Below are 12,524 nucleotides of genomic sequence, written 5' to 3'. Positions count from 1 at the left end.
TCAGTTTGAATACTCATTTTTCTGTCAATAATATTCCCATAATAAAGCATATTTATGCTATAATAAAGAGTAATTTTATCAAGGAGAATAATGACTAATGGATTTAATTCGCGAAAAAGTATTTGTTAACCGTTACCACTATGATGTTCGTAACCATGAGTGGGAAAAAGAGAATGGTGTTCCTAAAACAAATGTTGAAGTAACGTTTCAGTTGCACAATAAAGATAAAGAAACTAACAATACGTCGGTTGTAGCTGTTTTGCAATTTATGATTGTTCGTGATGAGTTTGTTATCTCAGGGATTGTTTCTCAAATGAACCATATTCAAAACCGTATTGTCAATAAACCAAAAGATTTCTCACAAGAAGAAGCTGAGTCTTTGGCAGCACCACTACTGGATACACTTCAGCGTTTGACTTATGAAGTGACTGAAATCGCCTTGGATCGTCCAGGAATTAACTTGGAGTTCTAAGATGTCTCTTGCAGTTATTACGGATTCATCGGTTAATCTCCCTACTGAAATTCAGGGCCATGCTGATGTTTATGTTTTAGATATTCCGGTTATCATTGAGGGGCAGCCTTTTGTTGAAGGAAAGAACTTGGATGTGAATCAGTTTTACGAGAAAATGGCAAACTCTGAGGAACTGCTCAAGACGTCACAACCTAATCTAGCCGACTTGGATAACTTTCTCATGGAGTTGGGGGAGCAAGGGTATACCCATGTCATTGGGCTTTTCCTTTCTTCGGGGATTTCTGGTTTTTGGGCTAATAGTCAGTTTTTGATTGAAGATCATGCCAAGTTGAAGGTTGCTTTTCCTGATACTAAAATCACGGCAGCTCCTATGGGTGCTATGGTTAGAAACGTTTTGTATTGGTCAGAGCAAGGGATGTCATTCGAGAATATTTTGAAGAAGCTCGAGGAGCAAGTAGAGAACACGACGGCTTATATTCTTGTGAATGATCTTAATCACCTCGTTAAGGGTGGCCGCTTGTCGAATGGCTCAGCGATCTTGGGGAATCTCTTGTCTATCAAACCCATTTTACATTTTAATGCTGAAGGCAAAATCGTTGTTTTTGAAAAGGTACGTACAGAGAAGAAAGCTGTGAAACGCTTGGTTTCCCTAGCCGAAGACAATCGTGAAATGGAGCTTAGCATCCTTCATACCAATGCTCCTGAAAAGGCTGAGGCTTTTAAAAGTCAGCTGGAAGCTCAAGGGATTACTGTTTCATCGGTGGTATCCTTATGTGCTGTGATTGCGACGCACTTGGGCGAGGGAGCGCTAGTGCTAGGTTTAACACCTAAATTTACCAAATAAGTACGATCCATCTGGAATCAGACTTGCCTATGAGCGAGATCAATAGAGAGGAAAAATGATATGTCTATTAAAGTTATAGTTGCCGGATTTAAAGGAAGAATGGGTTCAACTGCGGTTGAAATGGTTAAGGGAGATGACGAATTGACTTTGGCTGCCTTGCTTGACCCATTTGCGACAGAAAAAGAAGTGGACGGTGTTCCTGTCTTTACAGATAAAGCGGATTTGGTTGGCTTTGACGCAGATGTCTGGGTGGATTTCACTATGCCAGCTGTTGCCTACGAAAATACTCGTTTTGCTTTGGAAAATGGTTTTGCACCAGTTGTGGGGACAACAGGATTTACTGAAGTACAAATTCAGGAATTGACAGACCTTTCTAAAGACAAGTCTATTGGTGGTTTGATTGCACCTAACTTTGCTATTGGTGCTATCCTTCTTATGAAGTTTGCGGCAGAAGCTAGCAAATATTTCCCAGATCTTGAAATTATTGAGCTTCACCATGACAAGAAAAAGGATGCGCCATCAGGTACAGCAGTGAAAACAGCTGAACTTATTCGTGAGGTTCGCGAAACGAAACGTCAAGGTGCTGAGGATGAGGTGGAAACACTTGCTGGAGCACGTGGTGCTGAGTTTGATGGCTTCCGTATTCACAGTGTGCGTTTGCCAGGACTTGTGGCTCACCAAGAGGTTATCTTTGGTGCCCAAGGAGAAGGCTTGACCTTGCGTCATGATTCTTATGACCGTATTTCCTTCATGGGTGGGGTTAACCTCGGTATTAAAGAAGTGGTTAAACGTGATCAGCTTGTTTATGGTTTGGAACATTTACTATGAGATTAAGTTATTTGCCTTCTGAGTTTCAGAAGGCTTTACCAATATTAGAGAAGATTAAGGCTGCGGGTTTTGAGGCTTACTTTGTTGGTGGTTCGGTGCGAGATGCCCTTCTTAACCGTCCGATTCATGATGTAGACATTGCTTCATCTTCATATCCTGAAGAGACCAAGCAAATTTTCGAGCGTACGGTGGATATCGGTATTGAGCATGGGACTGTTTTGGTCTTGGAAAATGGCGGTGAGTATGAGGTGACGACCTTCCGAACAGAGGACGTCTATGTAGATTACCGTCGTCCGTCTAGCGTGTCCTTTGTGCGTTCATTGGAAGAGGATCTTAAGCGTCGTGATTTTACAGTCAACGCTTTTGCTCTTAATGAAAATGCTGAGATTATCGACAAGTTCGATGGTCTTGATGATTTGGACAACCGTGTTTTGAGGGCTGTTGGTAAGGCTGAGGAACGCTTTAACGAGGATGCCCTTCGTATCATGCGAGGGTTACGTTTTGCCGCGAGTTTAGACTTTGATATCGAAAAAAAGACTTTTCAGGCTATGACCAGCCATGCTCCGCTTCTGGAAAAGATTTCGATTGAGCGAAGTTTCATCGAGTTCGATAAGTTGCTTTTGGCACCGCATTGGAAGAAAGGGATCAAGGCACTTCTAGCAACTAAGGCTTATCAGTACCTTCCAGATTTTCAAGAAACTGCTGAAGAATGGCAGTCTTTTGTGGCAGACTATGTGGAGGACTTTAGATTTACAAGTTCTGAGCAGGCCTGGGCAGCTACGCTTTTGGCTCTCAAGCATGACAATCCACGCTCTTTCCTTAAAAAATGGAAGACCTCTGTGAATTTCCAGAAGACAGTACAATCTCTAGTTGAGATTTTCAAATTCCGTATGGAGAGAGCTGTGACCAAGCAAGATGTTTATCAGTATGGTAAGGAGCTCCTGGAGGAAGCTGAAGGTTTGAGACAGGCTCAGGGCTTGACAGTCGATTATGAGCGTATTGCTGATTTGGACGGTCAGTTGCTCATTCATGATAAACACGAAATCGTTGTAAATGGCGGTATGCTAATGAAGGAGCTGGGTTTCAAACCTGGACCGGAGCTTGGTCGTGCACTCAAAGCTATTGAAAATACTATTGTTGATGGAAATCTAGCTAATGACAAGGAAGCCATTATGGCCTTTGTTCAAGCTATGAAATAAGTCTACGGACGTTATAAAAATGACACACCGCTACAGAGCATGCGTAGGATCCGTAGCGGTGTTATTTGTAAGAAGGAAGTAAGATGTCAGATTTTATTGTTGAAAAATTAACCAAGTCCGTTGGGGATAAGACGGTTTTTAAAGAGATTTCATTTATTATCCATGATTTGGATCGTATTGGGATTATTGGTGTCAATGGGACAGGTAAGACAACCTTGCTAGATGTTGTCTCTGAGCGTATTGGTTTTGATGGTGATGTGTCACCTTTCACTAAGGCTAATGGCTATAAGATTGCTTATTTGACTCAGGAGCCAGAATTTGATGATAGCAAGACAGTGCTTGATACGGTCTTGTCATCAGACCTTCGTGAGATGGCTTTGATTCGAGAATATGAAACCCTTATGGCAGATTATTCTGAGGAGAATCAGGCTCGCTTGGAGAAGGTTATGGCTGAGATGGATAGTCTAGATGCTTGGTCCATTGAGAGCGAGGTCAAGACAGTCTTGTCTAAGTTGGGATTGTCAGACCTCTCGCAAAAGGTCGGGGACCTCTCAGGTGGTCTTCGTCGTCGTGTGCAGTTGGCTCAGGTTCTCTTGAATGATGCAGATCTCTTGCTTTTGGATGAGCCAACCAACCATTTGGATATTGATACTATTGCTTGGTTGACGAATTTTCTCAAGTCTTCTAAAAAAACGGTACTCTTTATTACCCACGACCGTTATTTCTTGGACAATGTAGCTACACGTATCTTTGAGCTAGACCAGGCTAATTTGATTGAATATCAAGGGAATTATCAAGACTATGTGCGTCTAAAGGCCGAACAAGATGAACGAGATGCAGCAACTCTTCACAAGAAAAAGCAACTCTATAAGCAGGAGTTAGCATGGATGCGAACGCAACCACAGGCACGTGCAACCAAACAACAAGCTCGTATCAATCGCTTTAAGGATCTTAAGGGTGAGGTTCACCAAACGGTCAATAATGACGATCTTGAAATTAACTTTGAGACTAGTCGTATTGGTAAGAAGGTAGTGAACTTCGAGCATGTCGATTTTGCTTATGAGGACGGCAAGCAAATTCTCAGTGATTTCAACCTTATCATGCAAAATCGTGACCGTGTCGGTATTGTTGGGGATAACGGTGTCGGGAAATCGACCTTGCTCAATCTGATTAATGGTGACCTTGTGCCTACAGCTGGTGTCCTGGATATTGGTGAGACGGTACGTATTGGTTATTTCTCACAGCAAATTAAAGATATGGATGAGAGCAAGCGTGTCATTAATTACTTGCAAGAAGTTGCAGATGAAGTTAAGACAACGGTTGGAACAACCAGTATCACAGAGCTCTTGGAGCAATTCCTCTTCCCTCGTTCTACCCATGGGACACAGATTGCCAAGCTCTCTGGTGGGGAAAAGAAACGTCTATATCTACTTAAGATTCTGATTGAAAAACCCAATGTTCTTCTCTTGGATGAACCAACAAATGACTTGGACATTGCGACTTTGACGGTTTTGGAAAACTTCCTTAATGGTTTTGGAGGCCCTGTCGTTACCGTTAGTCACGACCGCTATTTCTTGGATAAGGTGGCAAACAAGATTCTAGCCTTTGAAGATGGCGGCGTGCGTGAGTTCTTTGGCAATTATACGGACTACCTTGATGAAAAAGCCTTCTTACAAGAGCAATCAGCCCTTCTTGAGAAGGAAAAAGCACAAGCTAGCGTTAAGGTTGAAAAAGTCAAAGAAGACAAAAAACGCATGAGTTACTTTGAAAAACAAGAGTGGGCAACCATTGAGGACGAGATTGCTGACCTTGAGGCCAAAATCGAAGAGATTGAAGCAGCCATGCTTGAAAATGCTAGCGATTATGGACAGTTAGCTACCTTTCAACGTGATTTGGAGGCTGCCAACGAAACTTTACTTGAAAAGTATGAACGTTATGAGTATTTGAGTGAGCTAGAAGGATAAGCTCTTTAGTAATCAAAGTATGACAAAAGCCCTGCATTTGCAAGGCTTTTTTATGTTTATGTAGTGTCTGGTTTCTTCTTACCACAAGCGGAATGAGAAGGAGAGGACTGAAACACCCGTAAAGATAATTAAGGAAGCTACCAAGCGCCCAATAAGAAAGGCTGAGAAAAACGGGGCACTAAAGAGTAGGAGACCGAATACCAGACAAATCAAGGCGATTGATAGGGCAGGTTGTCCTGAGAAGCCGAATTGACGTTGGCGATAAGCTTGAAAGCCTTGTGTAAAGGCTGAGACAAGAAGCCACCAAGCGATAATGGTTACAGCTACACCTGAGAGCACCCATGCTGATGTTGATAGCAAAATAATCCCAAAAACAATGGAAATGATACTCTGAAGCAGTTGGAAGAAGGTGCGGTTTTCGTTATAACGTTTGAAATAAATCATGAGACTTGAAACACCAGAAATGAGCATCACTAGAGCAAAAAGCCAACCAACAATGGCAAGAAGGTTTGTAGGATTAGCGAAGAAAAAGACACCCAAGAGAGTAATGAGAATCCCACTAATTAATGTAAAACTTTTCATACGATACCTCTTATTAATTTTTCTTAATACTACTATGTAAGGTAAAAATTGTCAAACAAAGATCTACTTTAGATTGGTGGGATCTGATAAGTGTAGGTAGCAGCCTTTTTAGTTCTGGTAGCTACTTGGCGTCCTGTTTTTTGGAAGAGGTGTTTAAAGCGGCGCAAGAAATTTGTCGAATCCATCTTGAGGTAGTCCTCATTAAAGGTACCAAAAAGTTGACGGTAGGTGGTCAAGGTGTTTTCCTCGGGCATAATGGAAAGGATAGTTGGATAGTATTCGAGTCGTCCCTTGATACGTTCCATAGCGGTTAAGAGGATTTCCCAGTGGTCAAAGGCGAGGTCATCGTGTGACAGTTGCTTATTGCCATCAACAAGTTGCAGCTGACCATTTACCGTGGCGATGTCTAACCAATGTGTAGATGTTGCATCATCGGTAGCCTTTTCCACTTGAATGTCATTAAAGGTCATGAAGCAGAGATAAGCCACTGTAATGGTCCACATTCGAGGATCTCGATAAGGTGTTCCCACAGTAATGAGTTGCTCAATCTGATCAGGATTGAGTTTAACGGATGTTTCTTCCTGTACTTCACGACAGACAGCTAGATTGAGGTCTTCTTGCTCCTGAACGAAGCCACCACTGAGGGCGTATTTCCCCATGAAGGGATGTTTTTTTCGCTTGATAAGTAAGGTTTGGACTCTTCCTTCATAATAGCGGAAGATAACCGAGTCAACGGTCACTGAGGGCTTAACGTACTTATCCCTTTCCTCTCGCTGATAGATGTCCAAAAATTCCTTTTCGTTACCAGAGTTTTCGAAGGTTTTGGTCATAGGTTTCCTCCTTTATTTATTGTAAGTTCAAATGATGATTGCTTTACATCAGTCTTCTAAATCTCGATGTGTAGACGTTCCTTGAGTGCTTTTTTGGCGTGATGGTAGTTGTCAGCAAAAAAACTGTCACTATCACTGTTTTCTCCTAAAATAACGATTTTATCCTTGAATGGTGATAGTAGGTCCAAGAGATGCTTGGTAAACCAATCCCGTGTTCGGTTATCAGCCATAGTCATGTCACGGAAACCATCATCTACATAGTTTGATTTTGGCAGTATCACAAAAATCAAATCCCACTTTTCACGAGCTTGGGTTACCTGATAGAGTCGATCTAACATATCGAACTCTTCTTGTGAAATGTTTTCTTTCAGATAGTAGTCGATATATACCTTAGTGACCGTTGAGTTGGTGTCTGCAAAAATAAGCCCTGAGTGTTGCCCCTTGTCAATGATCTCAGCTGTCTGGGCATATTGATCGGTTAAGAGGTGAATATAATCATTGGTATCTAACTCGTCATCTCGGACATTATACTTTTCTTGATATTTTCTGGCATATTCAAGTGAGCAAGGGGCGTTGTAAGTACGAGCCAAATCCTTAACAAGGGTTGTTTTTCCTCCACTGGCAGATCCGACAACTAGGACCTTACGAGTAAAGTGGCGACGGAAAGGTTTGGTGATAAACCGCCAATTTTCCATAGGGTTATCGCGAATCTCAGTAGCAGAAATATTGATAATAGAACGTTCGATGATCTCTACCTGAGCTTGAGAGTAGTAGCGATTGAGCTCGATCACGTACTCTGGCTCTCCAACATAGAAGGTAATCTTTTCAGGACTATCCGTATTCTTAGTGATAAGCTCTTTGATGCGGTTAACCCATGGCACCCAACCTTCTGGATAGGGAGGCATATTGGCTTCGTCCAGTTTATCCACAACGACTAGTTCATCATCGTAGAAAACTTCACGGACATAACGAAAGCGTCGGTTGAGCGACAGGCCTGTGCGTGTCCCACGATCTTTTTGTGTGTTGCTGCCACTTACGATGACAAGGACGTTGTCGTTAGCGCGTTTTGCCTTTGTGATGAGGTCGACATGTCCCATGTGCATTGGAGCAAAGGTTCCAAAAACAATGCTAATACTCTTTCCTGACAGATGTTTTTTTTTTCATAGGCTTATCCTTTTTTAAATATAGTAAATTTACTAAATTAATGGTAACATAGTTTCGAGGTAATGTAAATAGATGAAATAGTAAAATAACTAAATTGTTTTTTTCAAACAAATTAAGCTTCAAGTCTTTAAATAAGGAGAAAAATTTTGAAAGAACACCCCAAAAAGGTAATACGCTTACATTACTGACGTGATAGGTTTTTACAAAAGAGGAAGAATTATCCATGTAATAAAATATAACATGCAAATCGAAAAAATGACAAAAAATACTTGACAAGAAGATTCTGAAAATTTATACTATTCATGTAATTAAATTACTAAGGTAATTATTTGAAAGGAAACATTGATATGACAACAGGTAAAGAGTACGTTGCTAGCGTTTTTGAAAAAGTGAAAGCTCAAAATGGCCATGAGGCTGAGTTCCTTCAAGCAGTTGAAGAAGTTTTCGATTCACTTGTTCCTGTCTTCGATAAATATCCTAAATATATTGAAGAAAACCTTTTGGAACGTTTGGTTGAACCAGAACGTATCGTTTCATTCCGTGTGCCATGGGTTGACGATAAAGGACAAGTACAAGTAAACCGTGGTTTCCGTGTACAATTCTCATCAGCTATTGGTCCTTACAAAGGTGGTCTTCGTTTCCACCCATCTGTAAACCAATCAATCATCAAATTCCTTGGTTTCGAACAAATCTTTAAAAACTCATTGACTGGTCAACCAATTGGTGGTGGTAAAGGTGGATCAAACTTCGATCCTAAAGGTAAATCAGATAACGAAATCATGCGTTTCTGCCAAAGCTTCATGACTGAATTGAGCAAACACATTGGTGCAGATACAGACGTACCTGCAGGTGATATCGGTGTTGGTGGACGTGAAATTGGTTACCTCTACGGCCAATACAAACGTCTTCGTAACGAGTACACAGGTGTTCTTACTGGTAAAGGTTTGAACTGGGGTGGATCACTTGCTCGTACAGAAGCAACTGGTTACGGTGCTGTTTACTTTGCAGAACAAATGCTTAATGCACGTGGTGAAAACTTTAACGGTAAAACAGCAGTTGTTTCAGGTGCTGGTAACGTTGCCATCTACGCTATCGAAAAATTGCAAAGTCTTGGTGCTAAAGCAGTAACATGTTCTGACTCATCTGGTTTTGTTTATGATCCAGATGGAATCGACGTTGACTTGTTGAAAGAAATCAAAGAAGTTAAACGTGAACGTATCGTTAAATATGCAGAAGCTCGTCCAAATGCAACCTTCACACCTGCTGGTGGTGAAAAGACAGTTTGGTCAGTTAAAGCTGACTTGGCATTCCCATGTGCAACTCAAAATGAATTGGATGAAACAGATGCAGAAACACTTGTAGCAAATGGTGTATTGGCTGTTTCAGAAGGTGCTAACATGCCTTCAACTTTGGGAGCTATTGATGTCTTCCTTAAAGCTGGTGTATCATTTGGTCCTGCCAAAGCTGCTAACGCCGGTGGTGTTGCTGTATCAGCCCTTGAAATGGCACAAAACAGCGGACGTACACAATGGACATTCGAAGAAGTTGATACTAAACTCTACGATATCATGAAAGGTATCTACGAAAATGCTGCAGCAGCTGCTAAAGAATTTGGTCATGAAGGTAACCTTGTTGTAGGTGCCAACATTGCTGGATTCCTAAAAGTTGCAGATGCTATGTCAGCACAAGGTATCGTTTAATTGATAGACTATTACCGATAGCCTCTCAATAAAATAAGAAAAGAAGCCTGTGGGTTTCTTTTTTTTTAGACGGACTTAGGAGGAAGAGGAGAGTTGTTCTTTTTTGGTATAATGAGCTAGTAAGAAATCTCTTTTTAGAGCAGATTTTGATGAATTAGAATACGAGAGGAATAATCGTGAGTCTTGGAAAGGATCCCTGTGGGGCAAAAGGAAAGAAGTATACTAATCAGACAGTCATTTTAATAAGTTTCTTGATCAGCATAGCGTCAATACTGCCTATGTTCTTTTTTAGGGACAAGCTTTATGGTGATGATATTGTCTTTCACATTAACCGACTGTTATCCTTGGATACTGTCTGGAAGAGTCCTATCAATTTTACAACTAACGGAGGGACCGGACAATTAATCAATACCTTCTATCCCTGGTTAACCTATTATCCTATTTTCATAATCTATAAGCTGACTCAGTCAGTCTTTGTAGCCTGGATGAGTTTTCAATTTCTTGTTCGCCTTGTAACTTGTTTGCTTAGTTTTTACGGATTACGTTTAATGAACTACTCTGATAAACAGGTGATGGTATTTGTTACCTTTTATCTCTTTTTGGGTTATTTCTTGCACAATTCTTATTACCGGGCAGCTGTTGGCGAAACGCTGGCTATGATTTTTTTACCTCTAGTTTTCGTTGGCGTTCGTTTGATAACTTTTGGATATTATAAGAAATGGTGGGTTTTGACTCTTGGCATGCTTGGTTTAGTCTATTCCCATGTCTTATCTGTCCTTTTGGCTTCTCTTATGATTTTCATAGCAGTGGTAGCTAGTTTTGGGTTTTGGGATAATAAAAAAGGACGTACTCTAGGATTTATTAAGGCCACTCTTGTCACTCTTAGTATGTCTCTAGCCTTCTTTGTTCCTATGATAGAGCAATTCAAGTATGTCACTCTACGAACGACTTTTAAACCGCTCCTATCAAAGACTGCCTTAAGTCTGGTAGACAACTGGGAGTTGATTCTAAAAAGTGATTTAAGGACTCCGTCAGTTAATCTTCTCTATCTCCTGGGTCTAGTGCTAAGCCTAATCTTTGCTAAGCGTTTTGTGAAGGATAAGGAAGCTAGAATGTACCTTTTTTAACTTTGAATAGTTTTCCTTGGCAGTTATTACAGGAGAGTCCAGTGTCCAATCTACAATTTCCTTGGAGATTATGGAGTTTTGCCTTGATTTTCTTCAGTTTAGCCTTGGCTAATATCTTGGAAAATATGTCTATGAAGGCAGCGACGATACTTGTCTTGTTTGGTATTTGTCTGAATATGTTTCAGATTGTTACTGTCCAAGATAAGATGACTAAAGCCAGGAATATATTGCCAAGCAATACAAAAGTCACGAGAGAAATGCTAGCTAAGGGAACTTATAAAAATATAAATGGCGATTACACCAATAAAGAAGTGCCCTTTGGCTTTGTATTTGACAAACACCTTTTCTTGGAAAATCAGGAAATTAAGTCAACCATCAGCCGTTCTCCAAAGGAACTAGCACTTACAGTAGATAACGAGTCAAAAGAAGCTAAAGTCTTGTCGCTACCAGTTTTCTACTATAAAGGACAAGAAGTGAGGATTGATGGAAAGCGAGTAACTACTTACTTAGCTGAGGAAAAGAATCCAACTAATCTAGTCCTACCACCAGGTAAGCATGCTGTCGTTTTGACCCATAGTTATACCCCAGTTGCCAAATTGGCAATGGGTGTTTCAACTATTAGTCTTTTGGCGTTTATTGGTTATTTGTATAGAGTGAGGAAAGATGACTAAAAAGAAGCCTGCGGGTTTCTTTTTTTGTCTGTTTTACTAGAGGGTAGGCCTTTTGATATAATAGGTCAAGGTGATTAATATGAAAAGGGAGTAAATAGATGATAAAAACTATCGTAAAGGATGTCTTTTTCCTTGGACAAAAATCGACAGAAGCGACTAAAGAAGACCTCTATTTGGCTAAAGATTTACGTGATACACTGGAGTTTCATAAGGATGCCTGTGTGGGTATGGCTGCCAATATGATCGGTGTTAAAAAGCGTGTTATTATCGTCAATATCGGCTTTGTTAATCTAGTTATGTTTAATCCTGTTTTAGTCAGCAAGTCCTCACCTTTTCAAACAGAGGAGTCTTGTTTGTCTCTAGAAGGAAGTCGTCCAACCAAACGTTATGAGTCGATTGAGGTTGCTTATTTAGATGAACAATGGATGCCTAAACAGTTAAATTTTTCTGGCATGCCAGCCCAAATTATTCAACATGAATTGGATCATTTGGAGGGAATTATTATTTAGATAGACTAGCCCAACTGTTGTTAGATTTTAGAGTTCAAAGCCTTAAAAATCAAAGTTACGGGAGTGAGAGTGGAAAGCAATCTTCTTTCTCACTCTTTTTTAGTTCTCATAAGAACTTTTTTCTTGACAATAGTTCCCACAAGAACTAAAATAGTTTCCATGAGAATTATTCAAGGAGGAACTTGAGATGCATGGAAAAGATCCTTTTAGTGAATTCAGAGAATTCATCAATACTATGGAATCTCGCGTGCAAGAGTTAGGAAAGATCCATGGTGTTGAGCATTTAGCTGGCCCGCAAGGATTTGCCGTCAGGTACTTGTTTGAGAATCAAGATAAAGAAATATTTATCAAAGATATTGAGAAAAGACTATCTATTTCCAAGTCAGTGGCTAGTAATTTGGTCAAACGTATGGAGAAAAATGGTTTTGTTGAATTGGTGACATCTGACAAGGACAAACGCTACAAGTATGTTCATCTGACAGACTTGGGTAAAAAGAAGGCCCAAGATGTCGGATATTTCCGAGAGGCTATCCATGAACAGTTGTTAGATGGTATTTCGAAAGAAGATGCTGAAACAGCTTTTCGAGTCTTTCACCAAATTCGTATGAATTTAGAAAAAAATAAGGAGTAACTT

At 40.4% G+C, this 12,524-nt stretch carries 13 protein-coding genes; 10 read left to right on the top strand and 3 right to left on the bottom strand.

Going from position 1 to position 12,524, the window contains the following annotated elements; all coding sequences use genetic code 11:
• Nucleotides 1-97: 97 nt before the first annotated feature.
• From RDY04_RS08065 to RDY04_RS08045, 5 genes are all read left to right on the top strand, one after another.
• Nucleotides 98-472 (top strand): DUF1149 family protein, encoded by a 375-nt coding sequence (locus tag RDY04_RS08065; protein WP_303950210.1) that lies wholly within the window; start codon nt 98-100, stop codon nt 470-472.
• Nucleotide 473: 1 nt separating this feature from the next.
• Nucleotides 474-1,316, top strand: a complete 843-nt coding sequence (locus RDY04_RS08060) for a DegV family protein (RefSeq protein ID WP_303950208.1) — start codon at nt 474-476, stop codon at nt 1,314-1,316.
• A gap of 60 nt (nt 1,317-1,376) precedes the next feature.
• Entirely contained in the window at nt 1,377-2,144 is a 768-nt protein-coding gene (dapB, locus tag RDY04_RS08055; RefSeq protein ID WP_303950207.1) for a 4-hydroxy-tetrahydrodipicolinate reductase, read from the top strand.
• Nucleotides 2,141-3,343: a CCA tRNA nucleotidyltransferase gene (locus RDY04_RS08050; protein WP_303950205.1), complete on the top strand. Its 1,203-nt coding sequence runs from the start codon at nt 2,141-2,143 to the stop codon at nt 3,341-3,343. Before dapB ends, RDY04_RS08050 begins: the two co-directional genes overlap by 4 nt.
• An 83-nt stretch (nt 3,344-3,426) precedes the next feature.
• A complete protein-coding gene (locus tag RDY04_RS08045) occupies nt 3,427-5,307 on the top strand; it encodes an ABC-F family ATP-binding cassette domain-containing protein (RefSeq protein WP_303950203.1) in 1,881 nt (626 codons plus the stop codon).
• A 78-nt stretch (nt 5,308-5,385) separates the two neighbouring features.
• Here the strand turns inward: RDY04_RS08045 and RDY04_RS08040 are convergent, their stop codons facing one another.
• The 3 genes from RDY04_RS08040 to RDY04_RS08030 all read right to left on the bottom strand — a co-directional run bounded on the left by RDY04_RS08040 (nt 5,386) and on the right by RDY04_RS08030 (nt 7,867).
• Nucleotides 5,386-5,889, bottom strand: coding sequence for an HdeD family acid-resistance protein (locus tag RDY04_RS08040; RefSeq protein WP_303950200.1), 504 nt, complete (start codon nt 5,887-5,889; stop codon nt 5,386-5,388).
• Nucleotides 5,890-5,957: 68 nt separating this feature from the next.
• Nucleotides 5,958-6,719, bottom strand: coding sequence for an NUDIX domain-containing protein (locus tag RDY04_RS08035; RefSeq protein WP_303950198.1), 762 nt, complete (start codon nt 6,717-6,719; stop codon nt 5,958-5,960).
• Between the two features lie 56 nt (nt 6,720-6,775).
• Nucleotides 6,776-7,867 (bottom strand): AAA family ATPase, encoded by a 1,092-nt coding sequence (locus tag RDY04_RS08030; protein ID WP_303950379.1) that lies wholly within the window; start codon nt 7,865-7,867, stop codon nt 6,776-6,778.
• A gap of 363 nt (nt 7,868-8,230) precedes the next feature.
• On the opposite strand from RDY04_RS08030, the gene gdhA reads away from it, so the two are divergent.
• The 5 genes from gdhA (at nt 8,231) to RDY04_RS08005 (ending at nt 12,521) form a co-directional block, all read left to right on the top strand.
• Nucleotides 8,231-9,583 carry an NADP-specific glutamate dehydrogenase gene (gene gdhA / locus RDY04_RS08025; protein WP_303950195.1) on the top strand — a complete coding sequence of 451 codons (1,353 nt, stop codon included), beginning with the start codon at nt 8,231-8,233 and terminating at the stop codon, nt 9,581-9,583.
• A gap of 278 nt (nt 9,584-9,861) precedes the next feature.
• Entirely contained in the window at nt 9,862-10,710 is an 849-nt protein-coding gene (locus tag RDY04_RS08020; RefSeq protein ID WP_303950193.1) for a hypothetical protein, read from the top strand.
• A 41-nt stretch (nt 10,711-10,751) separates the two neighbouring features.
• Nucleotides 10,752-11,381, top strand: coding sequence for a hypothetical protein (locus RDY04_RS08015; RefSeq protein WP_303950190.1), 630 nt, complete (start codon nt 10,752-10,754; stop codon nt 11,379-11,381).
• Between the two features lie 98 nt (nt 11,382-11,479).
• Complete coding sequence (locus tag RDY04_RS08010) at nt 11,480-11,890, top strand: peptide deformylase (RefSeq protein WP_060972073.1); 411 nt, start codon at nt 11,480-11,482, stop codon at nt 11,888-11,890.
• 187 nt (nt 11,891-12,077) lie between these two features.
• Entirely contained in the window at nt 12,078-12,521 is a 444-nt protein-coding gene (locus tag RDY04_RS08005) for a MarR family winged helix-turn-helix transcriptional regulator (RefSeq protein WP_272148218.1), read from the top strand.
• Nucleotides 12,522-12,524: the final 3 nt, after the last annotated feature.

This window comes from uncultured Streptococcus sp. (assembly GCF_902463925.1).
In the GTDB taxonomy this organism is placed as follows: domain Bacteria; phylum Bacillota; class Bacilli; order Lactobacillales; family Streptococcaceae; genus Streptococcus.
This window is presented reverse-complemented; position numbering and strand designations above follow the sequence as displayed.